We start from the raw sequence: 17,203 nt of genomic DNA, 5'->3' as shown, positions 1-17,203 counted from the left end.
TGCAATCGTTTTAATGCTGGGAGGGGTAACGTTGGGGAAGGTCAGAATAGTAACGGATAGCACGTCGGACGTTCCAAAAGAAATTAGAGAACGGTTGGGAATCACAGTAGTCCCTCTTAAAGTACTCTTCGGTGAAGAAACGTTTCTAGATGCCGTGACGATTACATCTGAGGAGTTCTATGAGAAGCTGGCACATTCTTCTGCGCTTCCGACGACATCGCAGCCATCGCCAATGGAATTCTCAGACGTATACGAGCGTCTGCTTGCGGAAGACGCTGAGTCGCCTATTATTTCGCTTCATCTCTCTGCGGCGCTCAGCGGTACGTATCAATCGGCTGTTATTGCGCAGTCTATGCTGGGTGGAGAGTCGGATATTACGGTATTGGACTCGAGATCAGCTTCCTTTGGCTTTGGGATGCGCGTCATAAAAGCGGCTGAAATGGCACAGGCAGGCGAATCGAAGGAACGGATTATCGAGGCTATTGAGCAATTAGAGCGCGATACGAATTTATATTTTCTCGTCGATACACTCGAGTATTTGCAGAAGGGCGGAAGGATTGGCAAAGCTTCCGCGCTAATTGGTTCGATTCTAAACATAAAGCCTATCCTGTCCTTGGACAAGGATGGCGTTGTGCTTGCGGTAGATAAGGTGCGCGGCTCAAAGAAGGCGATGGCGCGTATCGTCGAGCTGCTGAAGCAGTCGTACGGCGATGAGCCGGTTGGTCTCACAATGGCTTATTCTTTCCGCAAGGATGGGGCAGAGGAGCTGCTAGAGCTTCTGAAGAGCCAGTTCAATGTGCAAGCCATTGGCTGGACGACAATAGGCGCGGTTGTTGGCACCCATACGGGACCTGGCGCATCGGCCGTGTTTATGTACAGGATGTGATTGGATGATGACGCTGGACCAAATTTCTGTTCGGCAAATCAAAGGCGTGAGCGCTCCTAAGGAAGAGGAGCTTCACGCCTTTGGCGTGAGAACAGTTGCGGATTTGCTGGATTATTTTCCGTTTCGGTATGAGGATTACCGCATTCGCGAGCTCACCGACGTGAAGGAAGGCGAGAAGGTCACGGTGCTGGGTCATGTTCGGGGCGTTCCCCTCCTGCAGCGCTACGGGAAGAGCAAGTCGAGACTGACGTGCAAGGTGGAGGTTGGACAATGGCTGGTTACCGCCGTATGGTTCAATCGTCATTTCCTGCAGGATCAGCTTGTAATCGGACGGGAAATTATGCTCACGGGCAAATGGGAGCAGCAGCGGCTGCAAATGACGATATCAGACTCGGAATTTCCAGGAAGCGGCGGAGCAGCGAAGTCAGGAACGCTGCAGCCGGTTTATTCGGTCGGCGGAAGCATTACGCAGCCGTGGATGCGTAAGACGGTTCGTCAGGCGCTGACGCAGTACGGATCGATGATTGAAGAGATGCTGCCGCATGAGCTGGTTCGCCAGCATGATCTGATGGCAAGGCGCGATGCGGTGCATCGCATTCATTTGCCGGATGATACAAAGGAAGGACAAGCAGCCCGCAATCGGCTTGTGTATGAAGAGCTGTTTCTTTTTCAACTGAAGCTGCAGGCCTATCGGGCGCTTAATCGCAAGCGCAATGACGGCATTGCGCATCAGATTGAGAGCGAGACGATACGCAAGTTCGCTGCTACGCTTCCGTTTGAGCTGACCGATGCCCAGAAGAAGGTCGTTAATGAGATTTGCGTGGATATGAGAAGGCCGTCTTGCATGAATCGTCTGCTGCAGGGCGATGTTGGCTCCGGCAAAACGGTTGTTGCAGCCATCGCTTTGTACGTTGCGGTCAAATCAGGCCATCAAGGCGCGCTAATGGTGCCGACTGAAATATTGGCGGATCAGCATATGCGCTCGCTAACTAGAATGTTTGCTGAACTGGGCATCCAGGTCGCGTTGCTGACGGGGAGCCTGACGGAGAAGAAGCGGAGAGATGTGCTTGCCGGTCTTCAGATGGGAATCATCGATATCGTAGTCGGAACGCATGCTCTTATCCAAGAGGATGTTTTCTTTCGAAGTCTGGGGCTCGTTGTTGTCGATGAACAGCATCGCTTCGGCGTAAACCAGCGGAGCGTGCTGCGCCGCAAGGGAATGAATCCGGATGTGCTCACGATGACGGCAACGCCTATCCCAAGAACGATGGCGATTACGGCGTTCGGAGATATGGATGTATCGACGATTCGCGAGCGGCCGCATGGACGCAAGCCGATCAAGTCGTATTGGGTGAAGCACAGCATGATGGAGCGCGTGCTTGGCTTTATTCGCAAAGAAGTTAGCAAGGGGCGTCAAGCGTATATTATTTGTCCGCTGATTGAAGAATCAGAGAAGCTCGATGTGCAAAATGCAATTGACCTGTACGTGCAAACGCAGCAATCGTTTCCGGATTTGCGGGTAGGCCTGCTGCATGGCCGGCTTTCTGCTGCCGAGAAGGAAACGGTAATGGGCGCTTTCGGTGCGAACGAGACGCATGTGCTTGTCGCGACGACGGTTGTCGAGGTTGGTGTCGACGTTCCGAATGCGACGCTCATGATCATTATGGATGCTGAACGATTTGGCTTGTCTCAACTGCATCAGCTTAGAGGCCGGGTTGGCCGGGGCGAGCATCAATCGCATTGTATTCTCGTTGCCGATCCGAAATCGGAAACCGGTAAAGAGCGGATGAAGGTTATGACGGATACGGATGACGGCTTTGAGGTATCGCGGCGCGATCTTGAAATTCGCGGCCCAGGCGACTTCTTTGGCACAAAGCAGAGCGGGCTTCCGGAGTTCCGATTGGCGGATATGGTAGCCGATTACGAGGTGCTTGAGCTTGCAAGGGACGATGCCGCGGAGCTAACGGAGCGAGACGATTTTTGGACGAATGAGTCTTTTGCCAGAGTGCGCAGCGTGCTTGCGAAGGATCAATTTTTTCAGGGAGAACAGCTGGACTAGGCAATAATTTCCTCCATACGGCATATAGTTTAACGATGTGATTGGATTGCCGGATGGAGGTGTCAGGACAGTGAGTTACCAAAATTATGGAATTCGGCCGCAGCTGGTCGAGCGCGTTAAATACAAAATGAAAAATCCTGTCGTGAAGGACAAAATCAGGCAGCTGCTTGGAAATGTGACGAAGTATGATTTGCAGGACCGGCCAAAGGTGAGGAAGCTTGTGAAAGCAGCGGCCGTTATTTTGCAGGAGCAGCTGACGGATACGCAGGAGGATCAAATCGTAGCCTTCGTTATGGGGCAAAAAATCGATCCCAACAACACGTTTCATTTGTTGAAGCTGTGGGGAATGTTTCGCTGACCGCTTACGGTCAGCGATTTTTTTTTGGTTTGCAGCAGGGTCGCAGCATTCTTGCTTCCGCTTACCATAGCTCTAGCTGCTCGTCCACATTACAGGGCTCGATTAACATTGACTCGTCATTGCGGACACTCCCAACTGCTGTTGAAACGGGATAGGCCTCAAGTTCTTGTGCCGAGTAAGGCTTCAGGAGCGGCGTGATCGCACTAACGTCCGTCACCGTGCGGTTTAGCCACAGTTGCTCATCCTCTGGACGCAAAATGACCGGCATGCGGTCGTGGATCGGCGCAACAAGTTCGTTCGGCGTTGTCGTCAGTATCGTGCAGCTATTGATTTTGGTTCCGTCTGGCGAAAGCCATGTCTCATAAAGTCCTGCCATACTGAAAATAGAGCGGCTCTTCAGTACGATGCGCATCGGCTGCTTGCCATTCGCCGTCGTTTTCCATTCATAGAAGCCGTCTGCCGGGACGAGGCACCGCTTGTGGCGCAGCGGCTTCTGGAAGGCAGGCTTGCTCGCTGCCGTCTCTGAGCGCGCGTTAAGCATCTGAAAGCCGATCTTTGGATCATCAGCCCATGGCGGCACAAGTCCCCATTTTAGCTCCCCGAGCCGGTTGTGGTGCCCGTCATTAATGACCGTCAGCACCTGCTGGCTGGGAGCTACGTTATATTTTGGCCGGTGAAACGGAACCATCGTCTCCTCGATCATATATCTGACCATTAACTCCTCCAGCGTGACGGTGAGCGTATATCTTCCGCACATGACTCCTGGCTCCTTTCCTTTCGCATGCTCTTATTATACATCTTGGGAAATAGAAGCGCATATGTTGCTTACACGGTATGACAAGAGGCGCAGTGGCAGATACTGGTTCATATAGGCATGCAGCTTTGTATCATCTCCTACATAGGCAATGACGTTGAACAAGGAGCGCTGACGATGGGCAAAAATAATGGAGTAGGGACATATCGCCGTTCATTCGGCTACTGGCTGCGGCAGCTGCTCGCGCTTCCCGGCGCAGCGTTTGATTACGCGTTGGGCAAATGGGGCGCAATGAGCGCCTCGCATGCGATGATGGCAGAGTCGATTCCGCTGCAATTGTCGCCTGCCGCCGTAGCGAAGCTGATGTACGCATGGTCAAAGCCTATGGTCTTGCCCGCGGCTGGGCCATCGGGAAGCTGGAGCATGGAGGAGTTGGCGCTTATTGATCGAATCCGCTCGGAGACGGCAGTCGGCAACCGCAATAATGTGACGCGAACAGAGGCGTATCGCAGCATCTATTTTCGCACGCCTGAGCTGCACTGGGCGTTTCTAGCCCATATGGTATCGCGCAATGGCGGCTGGAACATGACGGATTTGCAGGGGGAGTGGCTCCCATTGCTGCTCACGGCAGAGCAGCGGGAGGCGGTGTTCCGGTTTTTGGAGCAGGCGAATGCCTTGATCTTTCAAGATGCATATCCGCAGCTGCTATTGTACGAATGGAGCAGGCGCGAGGGGAGAAGCTTATTCCATCTGCTGCCTGCATTTGGCGTATCGGCTTTTATGGCGCCGGTCTGGAAGCAGTTTTGGCGTGACCGCGATGCGGTGCCGCTGACGATAGCGTTAATTGTAAACGAGCAGCATTATATCGAGCAGCGTGTCGTCCAGCAGCCGTATTTCCGCGAAAAGGTGCTTCATACGTTATTTTTTGGACTGCAGTCGCTTCTTCAGTTGAACGGCGTTATATTTCCATATGGGAATGGGAATGGGAATGGGCAAGGAAAAGGAAATGAAGCTGACGTGCTTAGGCTCTCCGGCCTTATTCTGGAAAGCTTCGAAAATTTGCAGGAGCGAATTGAATTCGGCAAGCGTCTCTATGCGATGCTGTTTGGCATCCCGCGTGTCTATGATGGTGCAAGATGCTTTGCAGGAGCGGTCAAGCATAGCGGCTCGCGCGCGGATTATGCGCCGCATATGTTCGCTCGCGTTCGTCAAAGGCCGCCGCAGCGCGTCTATGTGGAGCGACTGCTTGGCGGGCGGCTAAAGCCTGGAGCAGAGCCGATCTATAGTCCGGAGCTAGGCGGAGCGTGGGGCGATCAGCCGCTGGAGCCGCCGGAGCTTGGCGATTGGTTTAAGTCGGCAGCCGATATCGCGCCTTATTTTGAGAAGCTGCCGCTGCCGCATTCCTTTGAAATTACGAATGAATACGGGCTTATGCTCAATAAGATCGAGCTGGCCGTGCTTGCGATGCAGCGCGGCAAATGAGTTTGCCTCAGCTGGTTCTTACAGCTTTTTACAAAATTGAATATTGACAACCTCCATTCTCTGATAGATACTGAGTATATATACTCAGTATCTATTCTTAGTTATTAGGGGGAAGAGAATTGATTCAAGCAAAGCAGATAATCAAGTCCTATCCATCGGATGGTCAAATCCAAACGGTGCTCCATGGCATCGATCTCCAAATTAATCAAGGTGAATTTGTCGCTATAATGGGCTCCAGCGGCTCGGGGAAGAGTACGCTGCTGCAACTGCTTGGAGGACTTGACAAGCCTACGCAGGGTGAGGTCATTCTGGATGATGTTAATCTGTGCAGCTTGAGCGAAAGGGAACGCGTCTTATTTCGTAGACGAAAAATTGGTTTTGTGTTTCAAAACTATCAGCTCCTGCCGACTCTTACTGTAGAAGAAAATATAGCATTTCCTTTGTATTCGGATGGCGTGTCCAAATCGGAAGCAGCAAGCCGTGTTAATCTGCTGCTGAGGCAGGTTGGACTGGAGGAGTGGAGGAAGTCGTTCCCGTCGAAGCTGAGCGGAGGCCAGCAGCAGCGGGTGGCGATTGCGCGCGCGCTTTCACTGAGGCCGAGGTTGATCCTGGCGGACGAGCCCACTGGCAATCTTGATCGGAAACGGGGACTAGAAATTTTGCAGTTGCTCGCGAAGCTCCATCGTGACGATAGGCTTACCGTTGTGATGGTCACCCATGATATGTATGCCGCCGGCTTTGCTGACCGAATCATTACGATGCAAGACGGCCGAATTATTCAGGAGGTAGGAATGGGGGCGAAGGGCAATGATCAATTCCTGGAAAATCTCGTGGCGAAACTTAACTCGTAAGAAGCTGAGAACGCTGTTTACTTTTTTGGCAATCACAATCGGCGTAGCCGCTATTTTGGCTGTAACCAGCACAGTAGCGACAACTAAGCAAACGGTTGCCGATTTCGTCAATTCTTTTAACGCCAAGTCGCATATGCAAATCAAAGGTACGGATTCCACGTTTGCTTATCCCTTTCAGAATGAGCTAGAGAGCGAAGAAGGCGTTCTTCATGCGATAGCGCATTTATTTGTGCCTGTTAGGCTGGAGCTGAGCTCCTTGCAAGTTGTCACTGATAAACCGGAACCGAACATTAAGGCTGTGCTGCACGGCTATAGCAGCTTCGATAATGAAGTGCTTGATTGGCAGCTTGTGGATGGGAGCCTGAAGGAGCGCGGACTTGTTATAACGACCAATACAGCGGAAAAATGGCATGCTTCCGTCGGTCAGCTTGTTGCCTTTCAGGTTGGGGGCAATAGACGTGAAATTGCGGTTTCGGCCATTGTACGCACCAACGATGAGCTGCCATCTCCATCAAGCTGGGATTCGCTGCGAGTGAGCCGGTGGCATGCAGCCATCCCGCTTGATTTGCTTCAGGCTTGGTCCGGCATGAGCGGCGAAGTGCGTGATGTTCAGCTTCGAATTGCAGAAGGACAAGAAACGGTGACTGCTTCTCGTCTGGAAGCGCTGCTGAAGGCGTATCCGGATACGTATTTGGACCCGATTATTTTGAATGAAAATGATGTGCTGTACGGATTGGATGATATCTTCTCGAGCTTATATATGCTCGGCGGGCTTGGACTGCTTATGAGTGCGATGATTTTGTTCAGCACGCTTTATGTGAGCGTAGTGGAACGGCGGCGTGAATTCGCCGTTATGAAGACGATCGGCTGCACATCGGAGCAGGTTGCCTCTATCGTACTGCGCGAGGTGCTGCTGCTCGCTGTTATGGGAACGGCTGCCGGCATCGTCCTGGGCACCTTGCTAGCTTATGGCATGACAGATTTACTCATGCAAATGCTGGATGATGTAGAGCAGCAAGGTCAAGCGGTTGTCGCCATTTCCTGGCAATCTATCTGTTTTGCAGCAGCGATTGGATTGATTGGTTCTTTGCTTGCTGCATTGATTCCGCTCTATAAAGCTTCAAAGGTAGATGTATCCCATACGCTAAGGCAATCGGTCGCAGAAGGGGAGGGAGCAAGAGGGTATGCGGGAGCTGCTATCGGTCTAGCGCTTATCGGAAGCGGCTTATGGCTGTCAGGATCATGGCGAATATTGCCTATCTTTGCAGGCTTGCTGCTCGTATTTCCCTATTTGATGCGAATCATTCTGATGCTGTTGCGTCCGGTGGTTCGATTGCTGTTCGGTTTCGAAGGGCAGATTGCTTCCACTGGCGTTGCCAGACAGCTTCGCCGAATGTCTCTAGCCTCTGCCATTTTATGTATCGGTCTTGCGTTCTTGCTGGTGATGGGCTTTCTTCGCGATTCCTTGGAGCGGAGCGTCGAGCAATCGGTACGCTATATGGTAGGAGGCGACATTGTGCTGAATACAGCCGTCCCGCTGACAGAGAAGGATAGGCAGGAAGCGATGGCGGTTAACGGCATTGCCGGTGTCTCCATGATTAAGGAAACTTCGGTTGTTTGGAGAGGAAAGGCTGCTGCGAGGAAAATGAGTCTAATCGGTGTCAAGGAGCAGTCGAGCGATTCGATACCGATGTTTACTTCAAGCAAGCCTTCCATTCCAGATGTTGTTAAGCTATTGCAAGAGCCGCATACGATAGCCCTCGGCCATTCGATATATATGGCATGGGGCGGGCAGGTTGGCGACAGTATAACACTAGACACTCCTACGGGGAACCAAACACTCCGAGTGGTTGCTGCCGTAAATGCGACACGGGAGAATGGGAATATCGCCTTCGCAGCGGATGAGCATATGCAAGTAGAGTTTGATATTATAGATAGCATGAGCATGTCTATGCTGCTTGAGCCGGATGCTTCGCAGGAAGCGATTAAGCGTCAGATGGTCGTACAGTTTGGGGAGAGACTCTCCGGCGTACGGATGGCAGACGAGTATTTGGAGAGCCGCAAGGAGGATCTTATTATTCCATTCACGATGATGAATATATTGATCGTGTTGATCGTGCTAGTCTCGGGTGTAGGTATATTAAACACGCTGCTGATGAACGTATTTGAACGAACGAGGGAATTCGGTACGATGCGTGCGATAGCCAGTACGCCTTGGCAGGTGCGCAAAATGGTGCTTTGCGAAGGGATGATCGTTGGCATTTGTGCTATTGTAACGGCAATTGGGCTTGGGATTTCACTCTCCTATGCGATGTCTTCTAATCAGATGATTGCTGGATTTCCGTTAACCTTCTATATTCCGTGGCAGTCGATCACGCTCACAGCGGGATTTGGGCTATTGCTATCGCTACTCTCATCGTGGCTGCCTGCAGCATTGGCGTCGCGTATTCCACTTAATGAAGCGCTGCGTTATGAATAAATAAAGGCGGAGGGGCTTATGTCTATCAAACATGCGATACTTGGGCTTTTGCATCAGAAGCCTCGGCATGGCTATGAAATAAAAACCGAATTTGAACAAATGGTGCATAAGCAATGGCCGCTCAACACGGGCCAGATTTATACGACAATAGAACGGCTTGTTCGCGATTCGCTTGTCGAGCCAGTTGATGGGGAAGAGCAGGATCGGAAGCCATATAAAATTACGGCTAAAGGGACAAAGGAATTGCTTGATTGGCTGCTTCAGCCTGTCGAGCGTTCCTTGTTCAAGGATGAGTTTTATTTCAAGCTGCTTTGCGCCAAGCAAATCAATTTCGAGCAACTACAGCCGATGATTGATGGACAGAGACGGCTGCTGCTTATGTCGGTGCTTCAAATGACACATTTGAAAAATGAGATGGATAGGGAGCACGATGCCGCCATGGTGCTTCTGCTCGAGGGCAGCCTTCTCCATCTGGAAGCGGATATTAAATGGCTGGAGCTTGTCGAGTCCCTCCTTGCAGACAAGCCTTGAAAATTCATCAAAGAACAATTAAATACACAAATATACAAAAAACAGGCTATACATCTTATCGAATGAGATGATAGAATGTTAATTATCATTCTGTATAAAATTTCTAAATTATCATGATAAAGGTCACTTTGGTGGCCTTTTTGATTTTCTGCGCGATTGCCAATCCGTTAGAATCGAGGTTTTATGTCTTGAAAAAAAGCTATTTTATTTTAATATTAATTTTTATTTTGATTTTAACGGGATGCCAAGCGCATCAAGTCGAGATGAAAGAGGATGCATTCGTAAAGATACTTGCTACGAATGAAAGTAGTTTTTACGAAGAGTATGGAAAAGTATTTCTCGCTACGCACCCTAGTTATACATTAGAGGTGATCTCTATCTTCGATCATCATACCGCTGGTACGGATATATCGAAGACTATTGAGGATCTTATTTTGAAGGAAAACCCGGATGTACTATCTGTTCCAATGGAAGCTTACTCCGTCTTGCAAGAAAAGGGGAAGCTGGCATCGTTCTCCGATTGGATCAAAAGAGATAAATTTGACCTAAAGGGCTATACGCCAGCTGTTATTGATTATTTGAAGGATGAGCAGGGCAGCCTTTATGGATTAACGCCTACTTTTGTTGGACAAGCACTTTATTATAACAAAAAGATTTTTGATCAGTCAGGCATCTCGCATCCTGTAGACTTTATGACTTGGGATGAGGTTTTTGAGCTGGCACAGAAGTTTGCTGTCCCTATTGATCGTGCTCCTGTGCAGTTTGGCTTATACCATAAAAACGTGCTAAACCCTTTCATGATGGCTCTGACTATCGGAGAAGGCAGTGGTTTGTCATTCTATAACAATGAGAAGTTTACATTCAGCTCGCCAGCTTGGGACAATGTATTTTTGAATGTAACCAATTGTTTCAAGTCAAATGCCTGTTACGATGCAAGCCGAGTTGAAAAAATGGACTCGATGAAAAGGGATGAAGCAGCGAAGAGCACGTATCCATTTCTAGTTGGAAATATCGCCATGGCAGTCGAGGAATCAGGCATGTATCAACATTTAATGAAAGCTGGGGAAGAGGATCATGGCTTTGATTGGGGAGTGGTTACCCTTCCAGCTAGTTCTGAAAATCCAGATATGGGAAATGGTATTTATTTAAAAAATATTTTTGCTATTCTATCGGATGCACAAGAGCCGGAAGGCGCCTGGGAGTTTGTAAAATATTTAGCGGGCGATGATTATGCAAGACTCCTTCCTCAAATAAATGTTGATGATCTGCCTGCGCGGCCGAATCCAGCTTCGCAGGACGAGAAGCTGGCGCCTTTTTATCAATTAGAGCGTGTAAATAACAAGCTGATCAATCAGCTGCGCAGTCTTCCTAGGCCTATGATCGCTAAGCTGGACGAAGTGACTCCAACGTATATTGCTGACATCTTCTCGGATAAAAGTTCAGTTCCTGAGGCTTTAAAAGCAATGGAGGAGGAGCTGCAGGCTGCGCTTGCGCAGACTATGGAATAACTCAAACCTACTCTACTTGTTATGGAGAACTCGACTTCTGAAATTGGAAATGTTGGTTCTTATAGTGAAGCTGCCCAGCCTTCGAGCAGGGCAGCTCCTTATTATGAAATGCGTGTTTAGAAAAAGGGGCTCGCCTCGCTATTCCTCGGCCGCAGCGCCTTCGATATCACGAACCATAAACCATTCGCCGTCGACCATAAAGCGGCCCTTCAGCTGATCGACCCGATCGACGATGCCGACGACGGTCAGCTCCTCAAGCGGATGGAACAGGCGGAGCGTGATGGAATGGCGCTGCTGCAGCGATTCGGTGACGAGGCGGGCAACATTTTCCCATTCCTGCTCGTCAAGCTCTACGCGCTCTCGATGCCTCAGCGTCTTCTCGTGCTCATTAATGGCGACTTTATGCTCGGGCAGCATCATGCGGCTCGACTCCCAAAGCCCGTTGCCTTCAAGCTTCTTTCTCATTTGTAATGTCCTCCGATCTTCTCCGAGCGATGCAGCGCTTGCCCGGCGGGAGATACGGACACGGCTCTTAAAATAACGGCGTCCCCGTACTTCTGCTTCAGGGCATCCGTTGCCCTCTCAAGCGCCATCGTCTTCTCGCGGTTTGGGTCAAACAGCGAAAGCTGGTACTCGTCATCCTGCGAAAATTGCGTCAGGCTGACGCCGACCTTTCTCACGGGATAGCCGTCCCAGTGCCGCAGCACCAGCTGCACCGCAGCGCGGTAAACCTGATTGGTGACGTTGGTCGGATCGTCCATTTTCATTTGTCGGCTAAAGCCGGTCGGCCGGTCATAGTCAGCTCCCATTAATCCCACGGACACGACATGCCCCATATACCCTTTGCCGCGGCAGCGCTGGCAAACAAGCTCAGTCAGCTCAAGCAGCACGACCTTGATTTCCTCCAGCTTGCCATAGTCGCGCGGCAGCGTCATCATATGTCCTACCGCCTTCGGAGCGACCTGATGCGTTCCCGGCGTAACGGGGCTGTCATCGATTCCGTTCGCAATCCGCCAGTACAGCTCGGCGTTGATATCAGAGTTTTTGCCGAATTTGCGGCGCATCATCTGCTTCAGCTTATCGAGCGGCGTTGCGGCTATTTTGCCGATCGTATCGAGTCCCATCGCATTAAAATGCCGTGTCATCCGGCTGCCGACCATGAACATTTTGGTGGTGGGCAACGTCCATAGCGTATCTTGAAGCTTATCCTTCGAGAGAATATAAATGCCCGATTCATTTTTCTTCGCGTAGTTGTCGCAGGCCGTCTTCGCCAAAATTTTATTTTCCGCGATGCCGAAGCGGGTGTATATGCCAAGCTCCGCAGAAATGCGGGTTTGGATATGATGCGCGAGCTCCTCAGACGATCCGTACAAATGCAGCGAGCCGGTCACATCTAGAAACTGCTCATCGATCGAATAAGGCTCGACAAGATCGGTATACGACTGATAAATGCGCGTAATGATCATGGAAATATCGATGTACAGCTGCATGCGCGGCCTAATGATCACTAAATTCGGACACTTGGCAAGCGAATCGCCGAGCCGCTCGGCAGTCGTTACCCCAAATGACTTGGCGATGGGGCAAGCGGCAAGAATAATGCCGGATCTGCGTTCGGGATCGCCCGCAACGACAACCGGCAAATCGCGGTACTCCGGATGCTCCGCCTTCTCCACTGACGCATAAAACGATTGGCAATCCGCCAGCATAATGACTTTGCTAAGAGACATTTCGGCTCACCAGCTCTGCCGCTAATACATTTGCCGCGAGAAAGACGCGCTGCGCGCCCGAGTCGATACAGAAGGCTCTGACGTAGCCGTCCCTAACGGATAGAACCCGAATTCTTCGTTTCGTAAACTTGCCTTTTTTGCTCATATAAATCACATCAACGACACAACCGATTGCGCTGAACCATTTTTCCAATGTCATGATGCATCCCTCCATAATAAGAACGTCTGTTCTTATTATATACAGAACACCCGTTCTTATACCACTGGTTTTTTGTGGATGTTTTTTACAAGGTATATCCAACTGTCCCGTTGCAAACGCGATGCATGGCGAGAGAGGAGGATGCCGTTATATAAACGGCCTGTTTTGTCTTGCGTGCAAACGTAGCTGGAACGCTTATAGCCGGGCAAATATAACGCCGTACATATTTACATCCATAATGCGCCAAAATAGAAGCAACATGGAAACGAAAGGTGCCGTTATGAACAAACAAAATGAAGGGACGTCAACGCCGTTCAGTCCATCTTTGCATGCGAACGTCGAGACGATTCGCGACCGCTTCGGCGGCAGCTCGGATATCGTGACCCGAATGTTTCGCAGCGATGCCGCGCCAGATCGCGAGGTCGCGATTATCTATGTAGATGGAATCGTAGATTCGGAGACGATTAACGAAAGCGTCATGGAGCCGTTGATGTCGATGAGGCTGCCGGAGCATGCGTACGTGAAGGGCAGCCAGCTGCTGGAGGCGCTTCGCAACTGCATCGTTTCAATCGGATCGGTACAGCACATCCATTCCTTGGAGCAAGCTCTCCAATTTATGGCGGAAGGGCTATGCGTCATTATGGCGGATGGAAGCGCATCGGCATTGACTGCGGATACCGGCGGAGGCGAGCAGCGCAGCGTCACCATTCCGCAGACCCAGACCGTCATTCGGGGGCCGCAGCATGGCTTTGTTGAAAGCATTCGAACCAATATCAGCTTAATTAGGCGAATTATACGCTCCTCCGACCTTCATGTGCAGGTGCATAAGATCGGGCAGCAGACGCATACGAACGTGGGCGTGCTCTATTTGCACGGGGTAGCGGATGAAGGGATCGTGAAGGAGGTTTACCGCAGGCTGGCGGCAATCGAAATCGATGGCGTGCTGGAGAGCGGATATATAGAGGAATTTATTCAGGACGAGACCTTCTCGCTGTTTCCGACGCTGCTCAATTCAGAGCGTCCGGATACGGTAGCGGCGGCGCTGCTTGAGGGAAGAGTCGCGGTTATGGTTGACGGATCGCCGATAGCCTTGATGGCTCCAACCACTTTTTTCACCTTCTTTCAGTCGCCCGAGGATTATTATCAAAGGTTCGATATTGCAACATTCGTTCGCATGATTCGTTACGGTGCGTACGTCATTTCGATTCTCCTTCCTGCCCTGTATATCGCAGTCACGACTTATCATCAGGAGATGCTGCCGACAACGCTGCTTATTAGTCTAGCGGCGCAGCGGGAAGGCATCCCGTTTCCGGGACTGCTCGAAGCGCTTCTCATGGAGGTCACGTTCGAGGTGCTTCGCGAGGCGGGACTACGAATGCCGCGGGCAATCGGGCCAGCCATTTCCATCGTCGGCGCTCTCGTGCTGGGGCAGTCTGCCGTGCAGGCGGGCATTGTTTCGGCGGGTATGGTTATCGTGGTATCCTTCACAGCGATTTCAAATTTCGTCATGCCGGAATTCAATATGGCGGCGACCTCGCGCATTATCCGGTTCCTCTTCATGATTATGGCGGGTTTTTTAGGTTTTTTTGGCATCTTCGTTTCGGTGCTGTTTATGCTCATTCATCTCGCATCGCTGCGATCATTCGGCGTGCCGTATATGTCGCCGATGGCGCCGGGACCAACGAAGCAAGGCATATGGAGAGATGTGTTCATACGGCTGCCATGGTGGGCGATTGTGCTTCGGCCCCTTGATTTGAACCTGCGTAATCCGAAGCGTCGGCCAAATGGCAAAAAACCGCCGGCCCAGCGTCATTCCGGCAAGCCGTAAAAAAGCCGTAAAGAAAAGGGAGGAACGGCAATGAATAAATGGAAGTTGCTGCTGCCGCTGCTTGTATGCTTGCTTGCTGCCGGCTGCTGGAACCGGGTAGAGCTGAATGATATTGCCGTTATTTCCGCAACCGGCGTTGACTGGAAGGACGGGAACTGGGTGCTGTCGTATCAGGTTGTTATTCCGCAGGCGATTTCCAGTCAGGGCGCTGCCGGCAACTCGGCGGCGGTCAATGTGTTTTCCACGAAAGGCGAGAGCATTCGGAGCGCAGTCAGCAAAGCCAGCCAAGAAACGTCGCGGCGTCTCTACTTCTCGCATACTCAAATTATTATTATTGGGCAGGAGGCTGCCCGCAAGGGTCTGGGCCCGCTGCTCGACACTTACCTTCGCAACCATGATTCCCGTGAGACGGTCAGCGTCTACTTGGCGAGAGGCAGTGCGCGCCGGATGCTGGAGCAGCTGATCCCGCTTGAGAAAATCCCAGCTGCAGCCATTCAGCGGATGATCACCAATGAAGAGATGAACAGCTCTATTTTTCGGGAGATGACGATCCACCAAGTGCTGATAGACTTGCTCGGCACGACACACGCTACGGGCATACCGGGATTGGTCGTGGCAGGCACTAAGGAGAGCATGGATAAGGCGGAAAAGCTGACCCGCACCAATACGCCCTCCAAGGTTAGATTATCTGAATTGGCATTGATTAAAGATGATAAGCTGGTAGGCTGGATTAACAATGAGGAGAGCCAAGGCGCGATGTGGCTTACGAATCACGTGAAGAGAACGACGATCCCCTTTGCTTGTGCGAAGGACGGAAAAGGAGAGCGGGGCTCCTCTATACGCATTACGCATGCGAAGACAAAGCTGCGTCCTGAGCCGTCAAACGGCAAGTGGATTATGCACGTGAATGCAAGTGCGGAAGGGACGCTGATGGAATACAATTGCGGCAGCAATCTCAGTGAGCCTAATCAGGTGGAGAAGGTCGAGCAGCTTATTGAAGGTGAGATTGCCGCCATAATGGAGAAAGGCTGGAAGTCCGTTCGCAAGCATCGAGCGGATGTGCTGGGCTTTGGCGATGTCATCCACAAAAAATATCCGAAGCAATGGTCGCAGTCGGAAAAAAACTGGACGGAGCAGTTTCCAAACACGGAAGTGAAAATAGCGGTAAAAGTAAAGATCGTATCGACGGGTATGAGCGGAAACGGTATGAAGAAGGTGCAAGAAAAGGAAAAGGAAAAGGAAAAGGAAAAGGAAAAGGAAAAGGAAGGCTCATAGTCGGAAAGGAGACCGTATGCAGCAGATCGGGAAAAATCAGCTTTCCATTTTGATCATCGTTTTTTTGCTGGGAAGCACGCCTTTGTTCGAGCTCGGCATCAAGGCAAAGCAGGACGCATGGATGGCAATGACGCTGGCAGCGTTTGCCGGCCTGCTGCTTACTGTCATGTATATTCGCGTACAGAAGCGGTCCCCTGAATCGGAGCTTGCCGAGCTTTACATCATGCATTTTGGCAAATGGATCGGCGGCTTTGTCGGCATTCTTCATGCTTTGTGGTTTGCCTACGAATCGATGCGCAACGTGCGGGATGTCGGCGAGCTTACGATGATGGCACTGCTTTCCTTCACGCCAAAATGGATTATTATGCTGTTCATTATGAGCGCTGCGGCTTACACCGTAAGCAAGGGGCTTGAAGTGTTTGTCCGAGTCGTACAGCTGCTGTTTCCCATTACAGCGCTCAGTTATTTTTTCATTATTTTACTTTTACTCATAGCCAGATTGCCGAACATAACGCATCTGCTTCCGCTCATGGAGCATGGGCCGATGCCTGTTGTGAAGGCGGCATTTCCCGACCTGCTGTCCTTTCCTTTTGGACAAATGATCATTTTTTTCGTGTTCTGGAAGCATGTCAGCGAGAAAAAAATGATCGGGCGCGTCTCTTATTGGGCTTACATCGGGGTATCGGCTTTTCTTATTCTCATGAATGCGCTCACGCTTTGCGTGCTTGGGCCGGAGATCGCTTCACTTACCGCGCTGCCGCTGCTTGAGGTCGTGCAATTGATCACGCTGGCTAATTTTCTGGAGAGGTTGGATGTTATTGTAACGCTGCTTTTGTTTATCGGGCTCTATGTGAAAATGACGGCGCTCTACATGGCATCGGTATTTACGTTTAACGCGGTAACAGGCATCGCCTATCGGTATTGCGTCATGCCGATCGGGCTGCTTATCTATGCAGCGTCGTTTGTGGAGAGAAATAACACGGTACATATTTGGGTCGGTCTCGACATTACGCTGAAGGTCGCTCCGCTATTTCAAATTATACTGCCGCTGCTTATGCTTATCGTAGGCATACGAAAGAAGTATAAAACAGCGGCATAGCATCGGTTAGTTGTTAGGCACTTCTACTCCTCACCGAAAAGGCTGCGCCGACATATTTTATGGGTACAGCTTGAAATATGAGCATAGATGAGCTGCTTATATTTCATCGCGGAACGAGCTTTTGCCGCCGAAGGACTGCGTAAGCCGTTTACGCTTGCTTGAGGGGG

General features: G+C 50.9%; 15 protein-coding genes. 11 read left to right on the top strand and 4 right to left on the bottom strand.

What is annotated here, in order from left to right; translation table 11 throughout:
* Positions 1 to 31: 31 nt before the first annotated feature.
* The 3 genes from AC1TPC_RS04280 to AC1TPC_RS04270 all read left to right on the top strand — a co-directional run bounded on the left by AC1TPC_RS04280 (position 32) and on the right by AC1TPC_RS04270 (position 3,303).
* Positions 32 to 886, top strand: coding sequence for a DegV family protein (locus AC1TPC_RS04280; RefSeq protein ID WP_482065615.1), 855 nt, complete (start codon positions 32 to 34; stop codon positions 884 to 886).
* A gap of 7 nt (positions 887 to 893) precedes the next feature.
* Positions 894 to 2,945 (top strand): ATP-dependent DNA helicase RecG, encoded by a 2,052-nt coding sequence (gene recG / locus AC1TPC_RS04275; protein WP_482065665.1) that lies wholly within the window; start codon positions 894 to 896, stop codon positions 2,943 to 2,945.
* A gap of 70 nt (positions 2,946 to 3,015) precedes the next feature.
* Positions 3,016 to 3,303 carry a stage VI sporulation protein F gene (locus AC1TPC_RS04270; RefSeq protein WP_053375644.1) on the top strand — a complete coding sequence of 96 codons (288 nt, stop codon included), beginning with the start codon at positions 3,016 to 3,018 and terminating at the stop codon, positions 3,301 to 3,303.
* Positions 3,304 to 3,364: 61 nt separating this feature from the next.
* Here the strand turns inward: AC1TPC_RS04270 and AC1TPC_RS04265 are convergent, their stop codons facing one another.
* The gene (locus AC1TPC_RS04265) at positions 3,365 to 4,060 is read right to left on the bottom strand and encodes an SOS response-associated peptidase (RefSeq protein WP_482065614.1); all 696 of its coding nucleotides are present in this window, start codon (positions 4,058 to 4,060) and stop codon (positions 3,365 to 3,367) included.
* Between the two features lie 174 nt (positions 4,061 to 4,234).
* On the opposite strand from AC1TPC_RS04265, the gene AC1TPC_RS04260 reads away from it, so the two are divergent.
* The 5 genes from AC1TPC_RS04260 (at position 4,235) to AC1TPC_RS04240 (ending at position 10,908) form a co-directional block, all read left to right on the top strand.
* Positions 4,235 to 5,539 (top strand): DUF2515 domain-containing protein, encoded by a 1,305-nt coding sequence (locus AC1TPC_RS04260; RefSeq protein WP_482065613.1) that lies wholly within the window; start codon positions 4,235 to 4,237, stop codon positions 5,537 to 5,539.
* A 119-nt stretch (positions 5,540 to 5,658) separates the two neighbouring features.
* On the top strand, positions 5,659 to 6,390 hold the full coding sequence (locus tag AC1TPC_RS04255; RefSeq protein WP_482065612.1) for an ABC transporter ATP-binding protein: 732 nt from the start codon (positions 5,659 to 5,661) through the stop codon (positions 6,388 to 6,390).
* Positions 6,347 to 8,869, top strand: a complete 2,523-nt coding sequence (locus AC1TPC_RS04250; RefSeq protein WP_482065611.1) for an ABC transporter permease — start codon at positions 6,347 to 6,349, stop codon at positions 8,867 to 8,869. Before AC1TPC_RS04255 ends, AC1TPC_RS04250 begins: the two co-directional genes overlap by 44 nt.
* Positions 8,870 to 8,887: 18 nt before the next feature.
* The gene (locus tag AC1TPC_RS04245; protein WP_482065610.1) at positions 8,888 to 9,400 is read left to right on the top strand and encodes a PadR family transcriptional regulator; all 513 of its coding nucleotides are present in this window, start codon (positions 8,888 to 8,890) and stop codon (positions 9,398 to 9,400) included.
* Between the two features lie 188 nt (positions 9,401 to 9,588).
* A complete protein-coding gene (locus AC1TPC_RS04240) occupies positions 9,589 to 10,908 on the top strand; it encodes an extracellular solute-binding protein (protein WP_482065609.1) in 1,320 nt (439 codons plus the stop codon).
* A 138-nt stretch (positions 10,909 to 11,046) separates the two neighbouring features.
* Here AC1TPC_RS04240 and AC1TPC_RS04235 read toward each other — a convergent pair whose 3' ends face one another.
* The 3 genes from AC1TPC_RS04235 to AC1TPC_RS04225 are packed head-to-tail and all read right to left on the bottom strand — an operon-like array spanning position 11,047 to position 12,834.
* Positions 11,047 to 11,373 (bottom strand): YolD-like family protein, encoded by a 327-nt coding sequence (locus AC1TPC_RS04235; RefSeq protein ID WP_482065608.1) that lies wholly within the window; start codon positions 11,371 to 11,373, stop codon positions 11,047 to 11,049.
* Positions 11,370 to 12,635, bottom strand: a complete 1,266-nt coding sequence (locus tag AC1TPC_RS04230; protein ID WP_482065607.1) for a DNA polymerase IV — start codon at positions 12,633 to 12,635, stop codon at positions 11,370 to 11,372. The genes AC1TPC_RS04235 and AC1TPC_RS04230 overlap by 4 nt, the downstream gene beginning before the upstream one ends.
* Positions 12,625 to 12,834 (bottom strand): hypothetical protein, encoded by a 210-nt coding sequence (locus AC1TPC_RS04225; RefSeq protein WP_482065606.1) that lies wholly within the window; start codon positions 12,832 to 12,834, stop codon positions 12,625 to 12,627. The genes AC1TPC_RS04230 and AC1TPC_RS04225 overlap by 11 nt, the downstream gene beginning before the upstream one ends.
* A gap of 259 nt (positions 12,835 to 13,093) precedes the next feature.
* On the opposite strand from AC1TPC_RS04225, the gene AC1TPC_RS04220 reads away from it, so the two are divergent.
* Genes AC1TPC_RS04220 through AC1TPC_RS04210 form a run of 3 tightly spaced genes read left to right on the top strand, consistent with a single transcriptional unit; the run spans position 13,094 to position 17,036 of the window.
* Positions 13,094 to 14,662 carry a spore germination protein gene (locus AC1TPC_RS04220; RefSeq protein ID WP_482065605.1) on the top strand — a complete coding sequence of 523 codons (1,569 nt, stop codon included), beginning with the start codon at positions 13,094 to 13,096 and terminating at the stop codon, positions 14,660 to 14,662.
* 30 nt (positions 14,663 to 14,692) lie between these two features.
* On the top strand, positions 14,693 to 15,937 hold the full coding sequence (locus AC1TPC_RS04215) for a Ger(x)C family spore germination protein (protein WP_482065604.1): 1,245 nt from the start codon (positions 14,693 to 14,695) through the stop codon (positions 15,935 to 15,937).
* Positions 15,938 to 15,953: 16 nt separating this feature from the next.
* Positions 15,954 to 17,036 (top strand): GerAB/ArcD/ProY family transporter, encoded by a 1,083-nt coding sequence (locus AC1TPC_RS04210; protein WP_482065603.1) that lies wholly within the window; start codon positions 15,954 to 15,956, stop codon positions 17,034 to 17,036.
* Positions 17,037 to 17,203 lie beyond the last annotated feature (167 nt).

The sequence above is a fragment of the Paenibacillus sp. Y280 genome (assembly GCF_056786335.1).
Note: the sequence above shows the minus strand (reverse complement) of the source record. Positions and strands in the feature narration are given on the sequence as shown.

What these genes read in the sequence shown, in the direction of transcription:
- recG (WP_482065665.1), top strand. Translation starts at nt 894, where the DNA reads ATGACGCTGGACCAAATTTCTGTTCGGCAAATCAAAGGCGTGAGCGCT.
- AC1TPC_RS04265 (WP_482065614.1), bottom strand. Translation starts at nt 4,060, where the DNA reads ATGTGCGGAAGATATACGCTCACCGTCACGCTGGAGGAGTTAATGGTC.
- AC1TPC_RS04260 (WP_482065613.1), top strand. Translation starts at nt 4,235, where the DNA reads ATGGGCAAAAATAATGGAGTAGGGACATATCGCCGTTCATTCGGCTAC.
- AC1TPC_RS04250 (WP_482065611.1), top strand. Translation starts at nt 6,347, where the DNA reads ATGATCAATTCCTGGAAAATCTCGTGGCGAAACTTAACTCGTAAGAAG.
- AC1TPC_RS04245 (WP_482065610.1), top strand. Translation starts at nt 8,888, where the DNA reads ATGTCTATCAAACATGCGATACTTGGGCTTTTGCATCAGAAGCCTCGG.
- AC1TPC_RS04235 (WP_482065608.1), bottom strand. Translation starts at nt 11,373, where the DNA reads ATGAGAAAGAAGCTTGAAGGCAACGGGCTTTGGGAGTCGAGCCGCATG.
- AC1TPC_RS04230 (WP_482065607.1), bottom strand. Translation starts at nt 12,635, where the DNA reads ATGTCTCTTAGCAAAGTCATTATGCTGGCGGATTGCCAATCGTTTTAT.
- AC1TPC_RS04225 (WP_482065606.1), bottom strand. Translation starts at nt 12,834, where the DNA reads ATGACATTGGAAAAATGGTTCAGCGCAATCGGTTGTGTCGTTGATGTG.
- AC1TPC_RS04220 (WP_482065605.1), top strand. Translation starts at nt 13,094, where the DNA reads ATGGAAACGAAAGGTGCCGTTATGAACAAACAAAATGAAGGGACGTCA.
- AC1TPC_RS04215 (WP_482065604.1), top strand. Translation starts at nt 14,693, where the DNA reads ATGAATAAATGGAAGTTGCTGCTGCCGCTGCTTGTATGCTTGCTTGCT.
- AC1TPC_RS04210 (WP_482065603.1), top strand. Translation starts at nt 15,954, where the DNA reads ATGCAGCAGATCGGGAAAAATCAGCTTTCCATTTTGATCATCGTTTTT.